Below are 19,552 nucleotides of genomic sequence, written 5' to 3' on the forward strand. Positions count from 1 at the left end.
CGGTCGGGCGCTGGGGCCGGGCTGGAAAATGGTGCCGTGAGCGATGTGAGACATGTGCTGGTGCTGCCTGATCGGGATGCCGCGGAGGAGGTCGTCGAGGCGCTCTCGGAGCGGTTCCGGGTGGATGAGGAGCCGCAGGTCGTTCGGGACGCGCTGGCGGGGGAGGACGATGCGGAGGACGCGCAGTGGCTCGTGGTGCTGCGGGACGCGGCGGGGCGGTTGGACGCCGGGGAGCTGAACGAGTTCGTGGGGGAGTGGGACGGATGGCGGGAAGAGCCGTGAGCCTGCGGCGGCTTGGCCGGGTGAGGTGAGGCTCGGTGGTCCGGCGGGGGTGGGTTTTCGCTCGCCCGCGCCGGCGGGGTGCTGCGCGGGCAGCGCTGCTGGGCCGGCGTGATCGCGCCCGTCCAGGGCGCGAGGAACTGCGCGACCAATGCACCGGCGCCCCACCAGCCCCCAAGCATCCCTCACCGGCCCGCGGCTACGGCGCTGTCAGTGCCGCGTGCCATGCTGTACGCGATGGCCAAGAAGACTGCTCATGACGACCCTCTCGCCCCTTTGACCCTTGCTGTGGGGCAGGAGGAGCTCCTGCTCGACCGGGCTGTGCGGGAGGTGGTCGCTGCTGCTCGGGCCGCCGACGCGGATACGGATGTGCGGGATCTGAGCCCGGAGCAGTTGCAGCCGGGGACGCTTGCCGAGTTGACCAGTCCGTCGCTGTTCGCGGAGCGCAAGGTCGTGGTCGTGCGCAATGCGCAGGATCTCTCCGCCGACACCGTCAAGGATGTGAAGGCGTATCTCGGGGCGCCCGCCGAGGAGATCACCCTGGTGCTGCTGCACGCGGGGGGAGCCAAGGGCAAGACACTGCTCGACGCCGCGCGGAAGGCGGGGGCCCGAGAGGTCCTCTGTCCGAAGATGACCAAGCCGGCGGACCGGCTGGCCTTCGTGCGGCAGGAGTTCCGGGGGACGGGGCGGTCCGCCACACCCGAGGCGTGCCAGGCCCTGGTCGATGCGATCGGAAGTGATCTGCGGGAGCTGGCGTCCGCCGTGTCTCAGCTGGTCGCGGATGTCGAGGGCACGATCGACGAGGCCGTCGTGGGGCGGTACTACACGGGGCGGGCCGAGGCTTCCAGTTTCACCGTTGCCGACCGGGCCGTGGAGGGGCGGGCCGCGGAGGCGTTGGAGGCGTTGCGGTGGTCGTTGTCGACCGGGGTCGCGCCGGTCATGATCACCAGTGCGCTGGCCCAGGGCGTGCGGGCGATCGGGAAGCTGTCGTCCGCCCGTGGCGGGCGGCCCGCTGATCTCGCGCGTGAGCTGGGGATGCCGCCCTGGAAGATCGATCGGGTGCGACAGCAGATGCGGGGGTGGACGCCGGACGGGGTCGCCGTTGCGCTGCGGGCCGTGGCTGAGGCGGACGCGGGGGTGAAGGGCGGCGGGGACGATCCCGGGTACGCCCTGGAGAAGGCGGTCGTGGCGATTGCTCGGGCGGCGCGGTCTCGGGGGCGCGGTTAGCGTACGGCGTGCCTGTGCCTGTGCCTGTGCCTGTGCCCGTGCCTGTCTGGGAGCCGTCGCGCCATCGGGGGTGCCCCGCGTTGCCGTAGCGCGTCTGCGCCTGCGCTGTGGCCGGTCGCGCGGTTCCCCGCGCCCCTTCGGGCGCTGCCCCCCTCAGGCCCCGGTACCACCCCCTCCTGCTGTGGCTCCCCCCGGTACTCGGGAGGAGAATCGTCATGTCAGCCGAACATCGCCGGACAACGGAGAGGTGGCGGTCGTCATGGCTGAGCATCCGCACGCAGTGCTCGTGCGTAAGGGGTTCGAGGCGTTCATGCGGGGGGACATGGACACCCTGCGGGAGTTGATCGCGAACGACGCCACGCATCACGTGCCCGGTAGTCACCCGCTCTCGGGGGACTTCAAGGGGCAGGACGCGATCATCGACATGTATCAGAGGCTCGGGCAGGAGACCGGCGGGTCGATGCGCCTGGAGATGCTCGGGATCGCCGTGGACGGGCGTGGTCACGCCGTCGGGATGTGCCGGTTCACGGCCGAGCGGAAGGGCCGCCGCCTGGACGACACCGGGTGCATCGTCTTCCGGATCGTCGGGGACAAGGTCACCGACCTCGACGAGTGCGTCGAGGACATCGACAAGAGCAACGAGTTCTGGTCGGACTGAGCCCCCGGCAGACGGGAATCCACGCATGTCATGACGAAGGCCCCGGTCACCCTGCCCTGGGGAAGGGCACGGCACCGGGGCCTTCGGTTCAAGCTGTCGGAGTCACGCCCGCGTGGCGAACGCAGGCCGCGCGTGGCTCCTGGGGGCCGGTCGGGAGCGGATGAGAGAGGGCCCGCTCTGGGTCCTTCCGGCGGTTCGGTCCCGTAGGAACAGGACCGGTCAGATCAGAAAGAGTCAGCCCTGGACGCCGGCGACCTTCGAAGCAAGCGCCGACTTCTTGTTGGCGGCCTGGTTCTTGTGGATGACGCCCTTGGAGACGGCCTTGTCGAGCGCACGCGCAGCAGCGCGCTGGTACTCGGTGGCCTTCTCGGCGTCACCCGCGGCAGCGGCCTCACGGGCCTTGCGGATCGCGGTCTTCAGGGAGGACTTGACGGCCTTGTTGCGCAGCCGGGCCTTCTCGTTGGTCTTGATCCGCTTGATCTGGGACTTGATGTTCGCCACGAATGAGCCTCTACAGGTTCAGGCACGGGGCCAGGAGGATTCCGGTGAAGGAAAACCCAGGGTCCCGTACCAGGTGATTTCTCGGAGTTGTGCCTCGTGCTGAGAGGGCATGAGGACACAGCCACCCAGACTACCAGCGGCTCCGTGAGTGGCCCAAACCGGTCGCCGGTCCCCGCCCGTGGGACCATGGAGGCTACGTATCGATCCGACCCGAGACCGCAGACACTGCGGACGCCTCAAGAATCAGGACCCTGCGTGCCCGCGATCCCCAGCCACGTGCCCGAGCCGAGCCGTACCGACCCGGCTCTGATCCGCAACTTCTGCATCATCGCGCACATCGACCACGGCAAGTCCACGCTCGCCGACCGGATGCTCCAGCTGACCGGCGTGGTCGAGCAGCGCCAGATGCGTGCTCAGTATCTCGACCGCATGGACATCGAGCGTGAGCGCGGAATCACGATCAAGTCGCAGGCGGTGCGTCTGCCGTGGGCCCCGACCCACGACAAGACCAACACGCACATCCTCAACATGATCGACACTCCGGGGCACGTCGACTTCACCTACGAGGTCTCGCGGTCGCTCGCCGCCTGTGAGGGCACCGTCCTCCTCGTCGACGCCGCCCAGGGCATCGAGGCCCAGACCCTCGCCAACCTCTACCTGGCGATGGAGAACGACCTCAAGATCATCCCCGTACTGAACAAGATCGACCTGCCGGCCGCCCAGCCGGAGAAGTTCTCCGAGGAACTCGCCAACCTCATCGGCTGCGACCCCGCGGACGTGCTCAAGGTCTCCGCCAAGACCGGGCTCGGCGTCGAGGCGCTGCTCGACAAGGTGGTGGCGGAGGTTCCCGCCCCCATCGGCGTCCAGGACGCTCCGGCCCGCGCGATGATCTTCGACTCCGTCTACGACTCCTATCGGGGCGTGGTGACGTACGTACGAGTCATCGACGGACAGCTCAACAAGCGCGAGCGCATCCGGATGATGTCCACGAACGCCACGCACGAACTGCTGGAGATCGGGACCAACTCGCCCGAGATGCTCTCCGCCGACGGTCTCGGCGTCGGCGAGGTGGGCTACATCATCACCGGCGTGAAGGACGTCCGCCAGTCCAAGGTCGGTGACACGATCACCACCTTGAACAAGGGCGCGACCGAGGCGCTCGGCGGCTACAAGGACCCCAAGCCGATGGTCTTCTCGGGCCTGTATCCGCTGGACGGCTCCGACTACCCCGAGCTGCGTGACGCCCTCGACAAGCTCCAGCTCAACGACGCCGCCCTCGTCTACGAGCCGGAGACCTCCGCCGCCCTCGGCTTCGGCTTCCGTGTCGGCTTCCTCGGCCTGCTGCACCTCGACGTGATCCGGGAGCGGCTGGAGCGCGAGTTCGGCCTCGACCTGATCGCCACCGCGCCGAACGTGGTCTACCGCGTCCTCATGGAGGACGGCACCGAGCACACCGTCACCAACCCGAGCGAGTTCCCGGAGGGGAAGATCAGTGAGGTGTACGAGCCCGTCGTACGCGCCACGATCCTCGCCCCGTCCGAGTTCATCGGCTCGATCATGGAGCTGTGCCAGACCCGGCGCGGCACCCTGCTCGGCATGGACTACCTGTCCGAGGACCGGGTCGAGATCCGCTACACGCTTCCCCTCGCGGAGATCGTCTTCGACTTCTTCGACCAGCTGAAGTCGAAGACGCGCGGTTACGCGTCGCTGGACTACGAGCCCACCGGCGAGCTGGCCTCCAGCCTGGTCAAGGTCGATATCCTGCTGCACGGCGACAAGGTGGACGCGTTCTCGGCGATCACGCACAAGGACGCGGCCTACGCCTACGGTGTGCGGCTCGTCGCCAAGCTGCGTGAGCTCATCCCGCGGCAGGCCTTCGAGGTGCCCATCCAGGCCGCCATCGGCTCCCGGGTCATCGCCCGCGAGACCATCCGCGCCATCCGCAAGGACGTCCTCGCCAAGTGCTACGGCGGTGACATCTCCCGTAAGCGGAAGCTCCTTGAGAAGCAGAAGGAAGGCAAGAAGCGGATGAAGATGGTGGGTTCCGTGGAGGTTCCGCAGGAGGCCTTCATCGCCGTGCTCTCCAGCGATGACAGCGCGGGGTCGGGCAAGGGCAAGAAGTAACCGCGGGTTACAGCCGGTTACCCGTCGAATCGGACGGAAAGGGGTCCGTCGTGCGAAAGTGCGGTGGACCCCTACGCGTGCGTAGGGTCGCGCTCTGTAGGAAGTGACAGGCCGCCGCCCCTTACGAACGGCTCGGCCGCGCTTTACTCTGATCCCTGCTCGATAGTTACTCGCGAGTTAAACAACAGCCGCAACCTGAGCCAGCCGCATTGTCGCGGGCCCGGAGGATGTCGTGAGCGACACACAGACACTGATCGAGAACCGTCCGCCGAGTGTGGCGACCGTCTTCCTGGAGCGCGTTGCGGCCACGCCGGACGCCGAGGCGTACCGGTACCCGGTACCGGCGGCCTCCGGGCAGGGCCCGGACGACTGGAAGTCGCTCAGCTGGGCGCAGGCCGCGGAGCGGGTGTACGCCATCGCGGCCGGGCTGATCGAACTGGGAGTACAGCCGGAGCAGCGGGTCGCCCTCGCCTCCTCGACCCGGATCGAGTGGATCCTCGCGGACCTCGGCATCATGTGCGCCGGCGCCGCCACGACCACGGTCTACCCGCAGACCAACGCCGACGAGTCGGCGTTCATCCTCTCCGACTCCGAGAGCCGGGTGCTGATCGCGGAGGACGCGGCCCAGCTCGCCAAGGCGGTCGAGAAGCGCGGCGAACTGCCCGCCCTCACCCATGTCGTGGTGATCGACCCGGCCGGTGTCGAGACCGACGACTGGATCCTGACCCTCTCCGAGCTGGAGGCCCGTGGTGCCTCCCGCCTCGAGAAGGACCCCGACCTGATCAAGGAGCGGGTCGGCGCGATCACCAAGGACCAGCTCGCGACGCTGATCTACACCTCCGGCACCACCGGCCGTCCCAAGGGTGTACGGCTGCCGCACGACAACTGGGCCTACATGGCGAAGGCGACCGCCGCGACCGGCCTGATCAGCAGCGAGGACGTGCAGTACCTGTGGCTGCCGCTCGCCCACGTCTTCGGCAAGGTGCTCACCTCCGGGCAGATCGAGGTCGGTCACGTCACGGCCGTCGACGGCCGAGTCGACAAGATCATCGAGAATCTGCCGGTCGTGCAGCCGACGTACATGGCGGCCGTCCCGCGCATCTTCGAGAAGGTCTACAACGGGGTAGCCGCCAAGGCCCGTGCGGGCGGCGGTGCCAAGTACAAGATCTTCCAGTGGGCCGCCGAGGTCGGCCGCGCCTATGCCAAGGAGAGCCAGGACAACTTCCGGCGCACCGGCACCGCGGGTGCGTCCTTCGGGCTGAGCGCCAAGCACAAGGTGGCCGACGCGCTGGTCTTCTCGAAGATCCGGGAGGCGTTCGGCGGGAACCTGCGGGCGTGTGTCTCCGGGTCGGCCGCGCTCGCACCCGAGATCGGGTACTTCTTCGCCGGCGCCGGCATCCACATCCTCGAGGGCTACGGCCTCACGGAGTCCTCGGCGGCCTCCTTCGTGAACCCGGGCGAGGCCTACCGCACCGGTACGGTCGGCAAGCCGCTGCCCGGCACGGAGGTCCGTATCGCGGACGACGGGGAGATCCTGCTGCGGGGCCCGGGGATCATGGAGGGGTACCACGGACTGCCCGAGAAGACCGCCGAGGTCCTCGAGGCCGACGGGTGGTTCCACACCGGGGACATCGGTGAGCTGTCGCCGGACGGGTATCTGCGGATCACCGACCGCAAGAAGGACCTCATCAAGACGTCCGGCGGCAAGTACATCGCGCCCGCCGAGGTCGAGGGACAGTTCAAGGCGGTGTGTCCGTACGTGTCCAACATCCTGGTGCACGGGGCGGACCGGAACTTCTGCACGGCGCTCATCGCGCTGGACGAGGTGTCCATCCTGGAGTGGGCCAAGGAGAACGGGCTCGAAGGCAAGTCGTACGCGGAGGTCGTCGCCGCGCCCGTCACCGTCTCCATGGTCGAGGGCTATGTGAAGCAGCTCAACGAGGGGCTTCAGCGGTGGCAGACGATCAAGAAGTTCCGGTTGCTGCCGAGGGACCTGGACGTGGAGCACGGTGAGATCACGCCGAGCCTGAAGCTGAAGCGGCCTGTGGTGGAGCGGGAGTACAAGCACCTCATCGAGGAGATGTACGCGGGCTCTCGCGAGGCGTAGGGGGTGGTGGGGGACTGCTTGGCGGCCGCGGGTTCGTCGTGGCTTGTCGCGCAGTTCCCCGCGCCCCTGACCGACCTCACCGTTTCTCGAGCAGGTGCCGGAGTTCCTTGATCCTCGTGCGCTGGGGCTCGGTCACCTCCTGCTCCAGATCCTCCAGTTGTTTGCTCACCTCCTCGTAGTCCGTCCGTTGCCGCACCAGCAGCCTCTCCAGCTGCTGGTTCTTCCTGTGCAGGTCCAGGAACACGCTGACCTTCGCGCGGAGCACCCAGGGGTCGAACGGCTTGGTCAGGTAGTCCGCGGCGCCCGTCGCATAGCCGCGGAAGGCGTAGCCGGAGTCGTCCTCCACGCCCGTGAGGAAGATGATCGGGACGTCCTTCGTCTGGTCCAGGCGTTTGATGTGCGCCGCCGTCTCGAAGCCGTCCATGCCCGGCATGCGGACGTCCAGGAGGACCAGGGCGAACTGGCGGCGGAGCAGGGCCTTCATCGCCTCCTCGCCCGAACGGGCGCGGAACAGTGGTTCGTTGAGGGATCCCAGGACGGCCTCCAGGGCGATCAGGTTGTCCTCCATGTCGTCGACCAGGAGGATGCCTGCGCTCTCGTCGGTCCTTGCCTCGGCGCTGCTCATGTGACTGCCTCATTCAGTCGTCGGTGGGCGGGACCACCGCTTCCTCTGCGTCGGTCCGCTCCTCCGCCTGAGCACCCTCGGGGTCCAGAAGTGCCCAGACGACGGTCAGTAGCTGGTCGACGTCCACCGGCTTGGGTACGTAGTCGTTGGCGCCGCGCGCGATCGACTTCTCGCGGTCGCCGGGCATCGCCTTCGCGGTGAGCGCGACGATGGGCAGACCGGACCAGCGCGAGGTGCGGCGGATGGCGGCGATGGTCTCGTAGCCGTCCATCTCCGGCATCATGATGTCCATCAGGACGAGTTCCACATCCGGGTTGCGCTCCAGGGTCTCGATGCCCTCGCGGCCGTTCTCCGCGTACAGGACCGGCATGCCGACCCGGCCCAGCACATGGGTGAGGGCGAAGACGTTGCGGATGTCGTCGTCGACGATCAGCACCCGCCGTCCGGACAGCACCTGCCCTGCCCGGCCCGCCGTCCACGCCTCCAGCTTGGTGGGGGCCGGCCAGGAGTCCTCGGCGTCGTGGGCGGTCGGGTAGGGCTCGGTGGACAGGTCCTCCGGGGCCGGCAGGAGACGGTCCTCGGCGGTCGGGCCGGTCGCCGGGTGGCCGGGGCTGACGACGGGGACGTAGAGCGTGAAGGTGGAGCCCTTGCCGGGTTCGCTCTCCGCGACGATACGGCCGCCCAGCAGGCCCGCGATCTCCCGGCTGATGGACAGGCCGAGCCCTGTGCCGCCGTACTTGCGGTTCGTCGTGCCGTCGGCCTGCTGGAACGCCTCGAAGATCACCGGGAGTTTCTCCCGCGCGATGCCGATGCCGGTGTCGGAGACCGCGAAGGCGACCACGTCGTCGCTGTCGCGGACGTACACGTGCTCGGGATCCTTGATGCGGTTCACGCGCAGCTCGACCCGGCCGCCGGCGGTGAACTTGATCGCGTTGGAGAGCAGGTTGCGCAGGATCTGCTGGAGGCGCTGCTCGTCCGAGTACATCTCGCGCGGCACGTCCTCGCCCACCGCCACCTCGAAGGCGAGCCCCCGGTCCAGGGTGAGCGGGCGGAAGGTCGCGTGGACGTAGTCGAGCAGCTTGATGAGCGGCAGCTTCTTCGGGCGTACGTCCATCCGGCCGGCCTCGATCTTCGACAGGTCCAGGATGTCGTTGATCAGTTGGAGCAGGTCCGAGCCCGACCGGTGGATGGTCGTCGCGAACTGCACCTCCTGGTCGGAGAGATGGCCGTCGGGGTTGTCGGAGAGGAGCCTCGCCAGGATCAGCAGGGAGTTCAGCGGCGTGCGCAGTTCGTGCGACATGTTCGCCAGGAACTCCGACTTGTACTGCGACGACGTGGCCAACAGGGCGGCCTTCTCCTCCAGTTCCGCGTTCGAGCGCTGCAACTCGGCCTGTTGCTTCTGGAGTTCGTCCGAGCGCTCCTGGAGCTGCATCGCCAGGCGCTGGGACTCGCCCAGCAGTGACTCGGTGCGGGAGTTGGCGATGATCGTGTTGATGGCGACGCCGATGGTGTTCACGAACTGGTCGAAGAAGGCCAGGTGGACATCGGAGAAACGGGAGAAGGACGCCAGCTCGATCACGCCGAGGAGCTTGTCCTCGAAGAGGATCGGGATGATGACGACACTGCTCGGGGCCGCCTCGCCGAGCCCGCTGTTGATCTTGATGTAGTCCGGTGGGGCCTCCTCCACCAGGATGCGCTTCTTCTCGCGGGCCGCCTGGCGCACCAGGCCGTGGACCGGCATGCCGCCGGTGTCGACGGTCGCGCCCTGCGCCGAACCGTAGCCCGCGATGAACGCGAGTCCCTTTGCGGGCACGGTGGTGCGCAGAGCGTCCTCGTCCGGGTCGGCCAGGAAGAACGCCCCGTACTGGGCGTTCACCAGCGGGGTCAGCTCGCGCAGGATCAGGTCGGCGACCTCCATCAGGTCCCGGTGGCCCTGCATCAGGGCGGCCAGGCGAGCGAGATTCGACTCCAGCCAGTCCTTGGCCCGGGTCGTCTCGCGGAGATTGGCCACCATCAGGTTGATGTTGTCCTTGAGCTCGGTGACCTCGCCCTGCGTCTCCACGGTGATGGCTCGGGACATGTCTCCTTGAGCCACCGCGGAGGCGACCTCGGCGATCGCCCGGACCTGGGTGGTCAGGTTGGACGCCAGCTCGTTGACGTTCGTCGTCAGCCGCTTCCAGGTGCCGTACACGCCCTCGACGCGTGCCTGGCCGCCGAGTTGGCCTTCGGAGCCCACCTCGCGGGCCACGCGGGTGACCTCGGAGGAGAAGGAGGAGAGCGTGTCGACCATGGTGTTGATGGCGGTCTTCAGCTCCAGGATCTCGCCGCGCGCGTCCACGTCGATCTTCTTGGAGAGGTCACCGTTGGCCACCGCGGTCGTCACCTGGGCGATGTTCCGCACCTGTGACGTCAGGTTGTCGGCCATGTAGTTGACGTTGTCGGTCAGATCCCGCCAGACCCCGGAGACACCCAGCACCTGGGCCCGCCCGCCGAGCCGGCCGTCGGTGCCGACCTCGCGGGCCACGCGGGTCACCTCGTCGGCGAAGGCACGCAGCTGCTCCACCATCGTGTTGACGGTGTCCTTCAGTTCGAGGATCTCGCCACGGGCGTCGACCGTGATCTTCTTCGACAGGTCGCCGTTGGCCACGGCCGTGGTGACCTGGGCGATGTTCCGCACCTGAGACGTCAGGTTCAGGGCCATGAAGTTGACGTTGTCCGTCAGGTCCTTCCAGACACCCGACACGCCCCGCACCTGCGCCTGGCCGCCCAGGTTTCCTTCGGTGCCGACCTCGCGGGCCACGCGCGTGACCTCGTCGGCGAAGGCGGAGAGCTGGTCGACCATCGTGTTGATGGTGGACTTCAGCTCCAGGATCTCGCCCTTCGCCTCGACCGTGATCTTCTTGCCGAGGTCGCCCTGGGCCACCGCCGTCGACACCAGCGCGATGTTGCGGACCTGCGAGGTCAGGTTGTCCGCCATGAAGTTGACGTTGTCGGTGAGGTCCTTCCAGACGCCACTGACACCCCGCACCTGAGCCCGCCCACCGAGATTGCCCTCGGTGCCGACCTCGCGGGCCACGCGGGTGACCTCGTCGGCGAAGGCGGAGAGCTGGTCGACCATCGTGTTGATGGTCGACTTCAGCTCGAGGATCTCGCCCTGCGCGTCGACGGTGATCTTCTGGGACAGGTCGCCGTTGGCCACGGCCGTGGTGACCTGGGCGATGTTCCGCACCTGTGACGTCAGGTTCGACGCCATGAAGTTCACGTTGTCGGTGAGGTCCTTCCAGACCCCGGACACCCCGCGTACCTGGGCCCGGCCGCCCAACTGCCCCTCGGTGCCGACCTCGCGGGCCACCCGGGTGACCTCGTCGGCGAAGGCCGAGAGCTGGTCGACCATCGTGTTCACGGTCAGCTTCAGTTCGAGCAGCTCGCCCGTCGCCTCGACCGTGACCGTACGGGTCAGATCGCCGCGGGCCACCGCCGTGGTCACCAGGGCGATGTCCCGGACCTGCGCGGTCAGCCGGGACGCCATGGTGTTGACCGCCTCGGTCACGTCCCGCCAACTGCCCGACAGGCCGGTCACCTTGGCCCGTCCGCCCAGCCGCCCCTCGGTGCCGACCTCGCGGGCCACCCGGGTCACCTCGCCGGTGAACAGGGAGAGCTGGTCGACCATCTTGTTCACGGCCCGGCCGAGACGTCGTAGATCACCGCGCAACTGCCGGTTGCCGTCGTGCAGATCGACCCGCTGGGTCAGATCGCCGCCGGCCACCGCGTCCAGGACCCGGGTCGCGTTGGCGGCCGGGGCCACCAGGGCGTCGAGCAGCTGGTTCACGTCGTCGACCCGGGAGGCCCACGACCCCTGCCCCGGGCTGGGGGAGAGCCGCTCGTCGAGCCGGCCGTGCCGCACCAGCTCCCGCTTCACCCGGTTGACCTCGCCGGTGAAGTGGACGTTGCGGTCCACCAGCTGGTTGAAGACGGCCGTCAGTTCGGCCACGATCCCGTCCCCGGACTCCGGCATCCGGCGGAAGTCGCCGTCCCGGGCCGCGGTCATCGCGGCGAGCAGAGGGCGCAGATCCGATGCTCGCATCCGGTCGGCATTCTGTCCGTCTTCGAGCACAGGCGTACCACTGTTCTCACTCATGGCGGCCCACTTCGGTAACTCGGCGCTTATGGGCGTGGCCAGTCTGTCACTCTGTCCGCATCGACTGAGGTGTATTCGTCCGAACTGGTTCGGGGAGACGGACATGGGGGCCATTCCTGCGCAACGGGAGTCCGTTGCCCGTGCGTCCGACGTGCCGACGCGCGACGGCGACGCGCTCCCGCACGCCCCGGCGCACGCCCACGCCACCTTTTCCGGCGGTCCGCTCGCGCCGGGAGCGGCGCGCGCCCTGTTACGGGCCGCGTTCACCGAATGGGCCGAACTCGCCCTGCCCGGCACCGAGTTCCTCACCGACCGGCAGGCCGACGACGCCGTGGTCGTGGTCAGCGAGCTCGTCACCAACGCCGTCATCCACGCGGGCACCGACGTCGAGCTCGACTGCCGCCTGGAGGCGCACACCGGTGCCCTCGTCGTCGAGGTCCTCGACCACCATCCCTCGCGCGCGCCTCGCGACGGTGACCCCGAACCGTCGTACGGCACACCGGAGTACGGGCGCGGGCTGCGCCTGGTCGCCGCGCTCGCCGAGACCTGGGGCATCACCTACCGCACGGGCGCCAAGACCGTGTGGGCGCAGCTGCCGGCCGGAGGGAAGGAGGCCCTCGACGGGATCCAGGCGTACGCCGGGGACCGCGCACGTGACCGGGCGCTGCGGATCGCCGGGATACTCGCCCCGGAGTCGCCCCCGTCCCGGGCCCCGCTCTCGCCCGCTCCCGTCTCTCGCGGTGACCAGGACCGGGAGTGGCTGAATCGCGGTGCGCTGTCCTTCCTCGCCGAGGCCTCCGACCTGCTCGCCGGCCAGCTGGACGAGAACCTGGTGGCCGCCCTCGCCGGCCAGCTGATCGTGCCGCGCCTGGCCGACTGGTGCGCGGTGTGGCTGGAGGACGAGGTCGCCGGGCGCTGGGGGTCCCCTCGTCCCGGTGGGGCCGAGAGCGGGTCGGGCTGGGGCGAGGGCGGTGTGTCCGGGCCGCGGCTGACCCGGGTCTGGCACTGCTCCGAGACCCGGATCGAGGATCTGCGGCAGGCGCTGGAGAAGGAGCCACCGGGCAGCTCGGGGCCGGACGGTCCCGGGCCGGTGCCGTTCCCCTGGCCCGGCGAGGCACTGGGCCCGCACGGCACCCACGGCTCCGCGCTCGCCTACCGCCTCACGGCCGGCGGCCGCCCGCTGGGCACCCTGGTCATCGGCCGGGCCGGGCTGGTCTCCTTCCCCGACGAGATCACCGGGCTCGTCGAGGACCTCAGCCGCCGGGTGGCGCTCGCCATCGGCGCGGCCCGCCAGTACGCGCGCCAGGCCACCATCAGCGCGGTGCTCCAGCGCGGTCTGCTGCCCGGCGCGGTCGCCGAGATCCCCGGAGTGCGCAGCGCCCTGGTGTACGAGCCGTGCGACAAGGGCGGTCCCAGCGGCGACTTCTACGACCTCTTCCCGGCCGGCGACGGCCGCTGGTGCTTCGCCGTCGGTGACGTTCAGGGCAAGGGCCCCGAGGCCGCCGTGGTCATCGGCCTAGCCCGGCCCTGGCTCCGGCTGCTGGCCCGCGAGGGCTACCGCGTCGCCGACGTCCTCGACCGCCTCAACCAGCTGCTCCTCGACGACGCGACGGAGGCCGCGGACGCGGCGGCCCGGGCCCTGGCCTCCGCGGGCGGCCGCCCCATGCACCCCGGCGACGGCCCGCAGACCCGCTTCCTGTCCCTCCTCTACGGCGAGCTCGCGCCCTTCGACGGCGGAGTGCGCTGCACCCTCGCCTCCGCCGGACATCCGCTGCCGCTGCTGCTCGGATCGGGTGGCGAGGTCCGTACGGCCGCGCGGCCGCAGACCCTGCTCGGGGTCGTCGAGGACGAGACGTACACCAGTGAGACCTTCGAGCTGCGGCCCGGCGACAGCCTGCTGTGTGTCACCGACGGGGTGACCGAGCGGCGCAGCGGCTCCCGGCAGTTCGACGACGAGGACGGGCTCGCGGACGCGCTGGCCGGCTGCGCTGGGCTGGACGCCGAGCTGATCGCGGAGCGGATCAAGCGGCTGGTCCACGAGTTCGGGGCGCGGCCGCCCGAGGACGATCTGGCGCTGCTGGTGCTGCAGGCGGAGTAGGTGCCCGCCGGGGTGCGGGACAATGAGGGACATGCCTTCCGCACTCCCCGACGGCGAACCCGTCCCCGACGACGGCTCACTCCCCGCGTCCGCGCTCACCGGGTCCGCCGGCCGCCCGCTCGGCTTCTATCTGCACGTCCCGTACTGCGCGACCCGCTGCGGCTACTGCGACTTCAACACCTACACCGCGACCGAGCTGCGCGGCTCGGGCGGGGTGCTGGCCTCCCGCGACAACTACGCCGAGACGCTGATCGACGAGATCCGCCTGGCGCGGAAGGTCCTCGGCGACGACCCGCGCCCGGTCCGTACGGTGTTCGTCGGCGGCGGTACGCCCACGCTGCTGGCCGCCGGGGATCTCGTACGGATGCTGGGGGCGATCCGTGACGAGTTCGGGCTGGCCGCCGACGCGGAGGTGACGACCGAGGCGAACCCGGAGTCGGTGGACCCGGCGTATCTGGCCGAGCTGCGGGAGGGCGGCTTCAACCGGGTCTCCTTCGGGATGCAGAGCGCGCGGCAGCATGTGCTGAAGGTGCTGGACCGTACGCACACCCCGGGGCGGCCGGAGGCGTGCGTGGCGGAGGCACGGGCGGCGGGATTCTCGCACGTCAACCTGGATCTGATCTACGGCACGCCCGGGGAGTCGGACGACGACTGGCGGGCGTCCCTGGAGGCGGCGATCGGGGCCGGACCGGATCATGTGTCGGCGTACGCGCTGATCGTCGAGGAGGGCACCCAGCTGGCTCGCCGTATCCGGCGGGGCGAGGTTCCGATGACGGACGACGACGTGCACGCGGACCGTTATCTGATCGCGGACTCGGTGCTCGCGGAGGCCGGGTTCGACTGGTACGAGGTGTCGAACTGGGCCACGTCCGAGGCGGGCCGGTGCCTGCACAACGAGCTGTACTGGCGGGGTGCGGACTGGTGGGGCGCCGGGCCCGGGGCGCACTCGCACGTGGGCGGGGTGCGCTGGTGGAACGTGAAGCATCCCGGTGCGTACGCCGGGGCGCTGGCTTCCGGGAAGTCTCCGGGAGCAGGGCGTGAGCTGCTGTCGGACGAGGACCGGCGGGTCGAGCGGATCCTGCTGGAGCTGCGGCTGCGGGAGGGGGCACCGCTGTCGCTGCTGCGTGAGGAGGGTCTGGCCGCTTCCCGCCGGGCGCTGGGGGAGGGGCTGCTCGAGGAGACGCCTTACGCGGAGGGCCGGGCTGTGCTGACGCTGCGGGGGCGGTTGCTGGCGGACGCGGTGGTTCGGGATCTGGTGGATTAGGCGCCTGGTGGGGGTAGGTACTGCTCCCCAAGGAGTGCGCACAAGGCCGCATTAGCTCGATCGTGTGATCGTCCGCTGACGGGCTTGCGGCGCCCTGGGCTGTTCGGGCTGGCGTGGTCGTGCGACCTGGGACACCGGGTACGGCGTCAGCGTGCGGGGCCCCTGCTCCACCAGAGGATGGTTCAGGGCCTCCCCGTCGCCTCTGGCCGTACCGACCTGCCAGGTCGTAAGGGAACTGGCCTCTCAGGCTCGGACCGCGCACAGGATGCGTGTCGCCGCCCCGGGGTCGAGTACGCCGGGGACCAGCTCGCCCAAGCCCGTTCGGGGCGCGCGGCTGAACGGACTCACTCCCGCTCAGTCCACAGGAACGGTGACGCGTCGGGTTGTGTGGCGGCTGCGGGTTCGTTGTAGCTGGTCGCGCAGTTCCCCGCGGCCCTTGGGTGGGTGACTGACCGCAGCCGCAACCTGCTCAGGGGCGCGGGGCTGTATCGATGTGCGGCTACCGCCGCGGGCGCGACGAGCCCCCACCGGCCCGCAGCCGTACGACCCGCCCGCAGACTCGCCGCGCGTATCCGCTACGGCGCCGTGACGAAGTCGATCAGTTCCTCCACCCGGCCCAGCAGCTCCGGCTCCAGGTCCCGGTAGGACCCCACCCGCTTCAGGATCGCCTGCCACACCGCGCCCGTGTTCTCCGACGGCCAGCCCAGGGCTTTGCACACGCCCGTCTTCCAGTCCTGGCCGTGCGGTACCCGGGGCCATGCCTCGATGCCCAGGGACGACGGCTTCACCGCCTCCCAGATGTCGATGTACGGATGGCCGACGACAAGCGCGTGTTCGCTGGTCACCTGCTGTGCGATGCGCCACTCCTTGGTGCCGGGGAGCAGGTGGTCGACCAGGACGCCGAGGCGGGCGTCCGGGCCCGGCGCGAATTCGGCGACGATCGACGGGAGGTCGTCCACGCCCTCCAGGTACTCCACGACCACGCCCTCGATGCGCAGGTCGTCGCCCCAGACCTTCTCCACGAGTTCCGCGTCGTGGCGGCCCTCGACGTAGATACGGCCCGCGCGGGCCACGCGTGCGCGGGCGCCGGGGACGGCCACCGAGCCGGACGCGGTACGAGTGGGTCGCACAGAAGCGGCTGAGGCGCCCGACGGCTTCACCAGCGTCACCACCCGGCCCTCCAGGAGGAAACCGCGCGGCTCCAGCGGGAACACCCGGTGCTTGCCGAAGCGGTCCTCCAGCGTCACCGTGCCCGCCTCGCAGCGGATCACCGCGCCGCAGAAGCCCGTCCCCGGCTCCTCGACCACCAGACCGGGCTCGGCGGGGACCTCCGGCACCGGCTTGGGCTTCTTCCACGGAGGGGTCAGGTCGGCGGAGTACTGGCGCATTCGGATGACGATAGGAGAAGCGGCTCGGGAGTCATGACGACACGCCGAAGCGGGCGGCCAGCGCGTCCCGCTGTGCCCGGACGAACGCCGCGTCCACCACCGCTCCGTGACCGGGCACGTACAGCGCGTCCTCGCCGCCCAGGTCCAGCAGCCGGTCCAGCGCGGCGGGCCACTGCGGCGGTACGGCGTCCGGGCCCGCCTGCGGTTCGCCCGACTCCTCGACCAGGTCGCCGCAGAAGACGACCTCCGGGGAGCCGGGGACGAGGACGGCGAGGTCGTGGGCCGTGTGGCCGGGGCCGACGTTCGCCAGCAGCGCCTGCCGGCCGCCGCCGAGGTCGAGCGTCCACTCGCCGGAGACGTGATGCCGGGGCGAGACGAGGGCGTCCACCGCCTCGTCGGCCACCGCCGGGTCCAGTCCGTTGCGCACCGCGTCCGCCCGCAGCTCCGCGCGGCCCAGCCGTCCCCTCAGCACCGTCTCCACACCCACGGCGCCGAACACCTCCGCCCCGGCGAACGCCGCCGCCCCGAAGACATGGTCGAAGTGGGGGTGGGTGAGCGCGAGATGGGTCACACGATGACCGGCGAGTTCCTCGGCCTGGGCGCGCAGGCGGGCGCCCTCCGCGAGTCCGGAGCCGGAGTCGATCAGCAGGGCCGTGCCCTCGCCGATCACCAGGCCCGCCGTACAGTCCCAGCCGGGCAGCCGGCACCGCCCCACCCCGGTCGCGACCCGCTCCCACCCGAGCTCTTCCCAAGTCACCGTCATACCGCGACGCTAGCCCTACAACCCGTCACGCCGGGACCAGCCTTGCCCAGGGCCTACCCCACCGCCGTACACTGGCCGGGGAGCGCTGGCACTCGGACGGACAGAGTGCCAGGCGAGGCGCAAAGGGAACGACTTCTGGAGGTGTGCGCGATGCTGAGTGAACGCAGGCTCCAGGTGCTGCGCGCCATCGTCCAGGACTATGTCGGCACCGAGGAGCCGGTCGGGTCGAAGGCCCTGACCGAGCGGCACAACCTCGGCGTCTCCCCGGCGACCGTCCGCAACGACATGGCGGCCCTGGAGGACGAGGGGTTCATCGCCCAGCCGCACACCAGTGCCGGGCGCATCCCGACCGACAAGGGCTATCGGCTGTTCGTCGACAAGCTGGCGGGCGTCAAGCCGATGACCGCGCCCGAGCGGCGCGCGATCCAGAACTTCCTCGACGGCGCGGTCGACCTCGACGACGTCGTGGCCAGGACCGTGCGGCTGCTGGCGCAGCTGACCCGGCAGGTCGCCGTCGTGCAGTACCCGTCCCTGACCCGCTCGACCGTGCGGCACGTGGAACTGCTCTCGCTCGCCCCCGCGCGCGTGATGCTCGTGCTGATCACGGACACCGGCCGGGTCGAGCAGCGCATGGTCGACTGCCCGGCGCCCTTCGGGGAGGCCTCGCTCGCCGATCTGCGGGCCCGGCTCAACAGCAGGGTCGCCGGACGGCGGTTCGCCGATGTGCCGCGGCTGGTCGAGGACCTGCCCGAAGGCTTCGACGTCGAGGACAGGGGTACGGTCACGACAGTGCTCTCCACTCTCCTGGAGACACTCGTCGAGGAGAACGAGGAGCGGCTGATGATCGGCGGCACCGCCAATCTCACCCGCTTCGGACATGACTTTCCCCTCACCATCCGGCCCGTCCTGGAGGCTCTGGAGGAGCAGGTCGTCCTCCTCAAACTCCTTGGCGAGGCGGGGGATTCGGGCATGACCGTACGCATCGGTCACGAGAACGCCTATGAGGGACTCAACTCCACTTCAGTGGTGTCGGTCGGCTACGGTTCGGGCAACGAGGCAGTCGCCAAGCTCGGCGTGGTCGGACCGACCCGCATGGATTACCCGGGAACGATGGGAGCGGTACGCGCAGTGGCACGGTACGTCGGACAGATCCTGGCGGAGTCGTAAGTGGCCACGGACTACTACGCCGTTCTCGGCGTGCGCCGCGACGCGTCGCAGGATGAGATCAAGAAGGCGTTCCGTCGGCTCGCGCGCGAGCTGCACCCGGACGTCAACCCGGATCCGAAGACCCAGGAGCGGTTCAAGGAGATCAACGCCGCTTACGAGGTGTTGTCGGACCCGCAGAAGAAGCAGGTCTACGACCTCGGCGGCGACCCGCTCTCGCAGGCCGGCGGCGGTGGCGCGGGCGGCTTCGGGGCCGGTGGGTTCGGGAACTTCTCGGACATCATGGACGCGTTCTTCGGTACGGCGTCGCAGCGGGGTCCGCGCTCGCGCACCCGGCGCGGCCAGGACGCGATGATCCGTCTCGAGATCGAGCTCGACGAGGCGGCCTTCGGCACCACGAAGGACATCCAGGTCGACACGGCGATCGTCTGCACCACCTGCAGCGGTGAGGGCGCGGCGCCGGGGACCTCCGCCCAGACGTGTGACATGTGCCGCGGCCGCGGTGAGGTGTCGCAGGTGACGCGGTCCTTCCTGGGCCAGGTCATGACGTCCCGGCCGTGCCCGCAGTGCCAGGGCTTCGGCACCGTGGTCCCGACGCCGTGCCCGGAGTGCGCCGGCGACGGCCGGGTCCGCTCGCGCCGCACACTGACCGTGAAGATCCCGGCCGGTGTGGACAACGGCACGCGGATCCAGCTCGCGGGTGAGGGCGAGGTCGGTCCCGGTGGCGGTCCCGCCGGTGACCTCTACGTCGAGATCCACGAACTCCCGCACTCGCAGTTCCAGCGGCGCGGCGACGACCTGCACTGCACGGTCACGCTCCCGATGACGGCGGCGTCGCTCGGCACGAAGGTGCCGCTGGAGACGCTGGACGGCATGGAGGAGGTCGACATCCGGCCCGGTACCCAGTCCGGCCAGTCGATCCCGCTGCACAGCCGTGGCGTCACCCACCTGCGCGGCGGCGGCCGGGGCGACCTCATCGTCCACGTCGAGGTCCAGACCCCGACCAAGCTGGACCCCGAGCAGGAGCGCCTGCTGCGCGAGCTGGCCAAGCTGCGCGGCGAGGAGCGCCCCACGGGGCAGTTCCAGCCGGGGCAGCAGGGCCTGTTCTCCAGGTTGAAGGACGCGTTCAACGGCCGTACGTGAGGCGTGGGACGACTGCCGGGGGTCCGGGGGTTGTCCCCCGGGCAGACACAGCCAGCCGGGGCAGCAGGGCCTG

The 19,552-nt window shown here is 69.9% G+C and carries 14 protein-coding genes; 9 read left to right on the forward strand and 5 right to left on the reverse strand.

Features of this window, described 5'->3' with window-relative positions:
* Positions 1-36: 36 nt before the first annotated feature.
* The 3 genes from M2157_RS31715 (at position 37) to M2157_RS31725 (ending at position 2,164) form a co-directional block, all read left to right on the forward strand.
* On the forward strand, positions 37-282 hold the full coding sequence (locus M2157_RS31715; protein WP_280857576.1) for a hypothetical protein: 246 nt from the start codon (positions 37-39) through the stop codon (positions 280-282).
* A gap of 234 nt (positions 283-516) precedes the next feature.
* Positions 517-1,506, forward strand: coding sequence for a DNA polymerase III subunit delta (holA, locus tag M2157_RS31720; RefSeq protein WP_280857575.1), 990 nt, complete (start codon positions 517-519; stop codon positions 1,504-1,506).
* A 259-nt stretch (positions 1,507-1,765) separates the two neighbouring features.
* Positions 1,766-2,164 carry a nuclear transport factor 2 family protein gene (locus M2157_RS31725; RefSeq protein WP_280857574.1) on the forward strand — a complete coding sequence of 133 codons (399 nt, stop codon included), beginning with the start codon at positions 1,766-1,768 and terminating at the stop codon, positions 2,162-2,164.
* 234 nt (positions 2,165-2,398) lie between these two features.
* Here M2157_RS31725 and rpsT read toward each other — a convergent pair whose 3' ends face one another.
* Positions 2,399-2,665 carry a 30S ribosomal protein S20 gene (gene rpsT, locus M2157_RS31730; protein ID WP_280857573.1) on the reverse strand — a complete coding sequence of 89 codons (267 nt, stop codon included), beginning with the start codon at positions 2,663-2,665 and terminating at the stop codon, positions 2,399-2,401.
* A gap of 255 nt (positions 2,666-2,920) precedes the next feature.
* Between rpsT and lepA the strand changes: the two genes are divergently transcribed.
* Together lepA and M2157_RS31740 are read left to right on the forward strand one after the other, a co-directional pair.
* Entirely contained in the window at positions 2,921-4,789 is a 1,869-nt protein-coding gene (gene lepA / locus M2157_RS31735; protein WP_280866894.1) for a translation elongation factor 4, read from the forward strand.
* A gap of 232 nt (positions 4,790-5,021) precedes the next feature.
* Positions 5,022-6,896, forward strand: coding sequence for an AMP-dependent synthetase/ligase (locus M2157_RS31740; protein WP_280866895.1), 1,875 nt, complete (start codon positions 5,022-5,024; stop codon positions 6,894-6,896).
* A 76-nt stretch (positions 6,897-6,972) separates the two neighbouring features.
* Here M2157_RS31740 and M2157_RS31745 read toward each other — a convergent pair whose 3' ends face one another.
* Together M2157_RS31745 and M2157_RS31750 are read right to left on the reverse strand one after the other, a co-directional pair.
* Entirely contained in the window at positions 6,973-7,521 is a 549-nt protein-coding gene (locus M2157_RS31745) for a response regulator (protein ID WP_280866896.1), read from the reverse strand.
* A 13-nt stretch (positions 7,522-7,534) separates the two neighbouring features.
* Positions 7,535-11,659, reverse strand: coding sequence for a HAMP domain-containing protein (locus tag M2157_RS31750; RefSeq protein ID WP_280857569.1), 4,125 nt, complete (start codon positions 11,657-11,659; stop codon positions 7,535-7,537).
* 103 nt (positions 11,660-11,762) lie between these two features.
* Here M2157_RS31750 and M2157_RS31755 point away from each other — a divergent pair, with 103 nt between their 5' ends.
* Together M2157_RS31755 and hemW are read left to right on the forward strand one after the other, a co-directional pair.
* Positions 11,763-13,757 carry an ATP-binding SpoIIE family protein phosphatase gene (locus tag M2157_RS31755; protein ID WP_280866897.1) on the forward strand — a complete coding sequence of 665 codons (1,995 nt, stop codon included), beginning with the start codon at positions 11,763-11,765 and terminating at the stop codon, positions 13,755-13,757.
* Between the two features lie 31 nt (positions 13,758-13,788).
* Entirely contained in the window at positions 13,789-15,021 is a 1,233-nt protein-coding gene (hemW, locus tag M2157_RS31760) for a radical SAM family heme chaperone HemW (RefSeq protein ID WP_280857567.1), read from the forward strand.
* 575 nt (positions 15,022-15,596) lie between these two features.
* On the opposite strand, the gene M2157_RS31765 is transcribed toward hemW, so the two are convergent.
* Both M2157_RS31765 and M2157_RS31770 read right to left on the reverse strand, forming a co-directional pair.
* Positions 15,597-16,409: a DUF3097 domain-containing protein gene (locus tag M2157_RS31765; RefSeq protein ID WP_280857566.1), complete on the reverse strand. Its 813-nt coding sequence runs from the start codon at positions 16,407-16,409 to the stop codon at positions 15,597-15,599.
* A gap of 31 nt (positions 16,410-16,440) precedes the next feature.
* Positions 16,441-17,172, reverse strand: coding sequence for an MBL fold metallo-hydrolase (locus M2157_RS31770; RefSeq protein ID WP_280866898.1), 732 nt, complete (start codon positions 17,170-17,172; stop codon positions 16,441-16,443).
* Positions 17,173-17,322: 150 nt separating this feature from the next.
* Between M2157_RS31770 and hrcA the strand changes: the two genes are divergently transcribed.
* Both hrcA and dnaJ read left to right on the forward strand, forming a co-directional pair.
* Entirely contained in the window at positions 17,323-18,339 is a 1,017-nt protein-coding gene (hrcA, locus tag M2157_RS31775) for a heat-inducible transcriptional repressor HrcA (protein ID WP_057615852.1), read from the forward strand.
* Entirely contained in the window at positions 18,340-19,479 is a 1,140-nt protein-coding gene (gene dnaJ / locus M2157_RS31780; protein WP_007381949.1) for a molecular chaperone DnaJ, read from the forward strand.
* Positions 19,480-19,552 lie beyond the last annotated feature (73 nt).

This window comes from Streptomyces sp. SAI-127, from assembly GCF_029894425.1.
GTDB lineage: Bacteria > Actinomycetota > Actinomycetes > Streptomycetales > Streptomycetaceae > Streptomyces.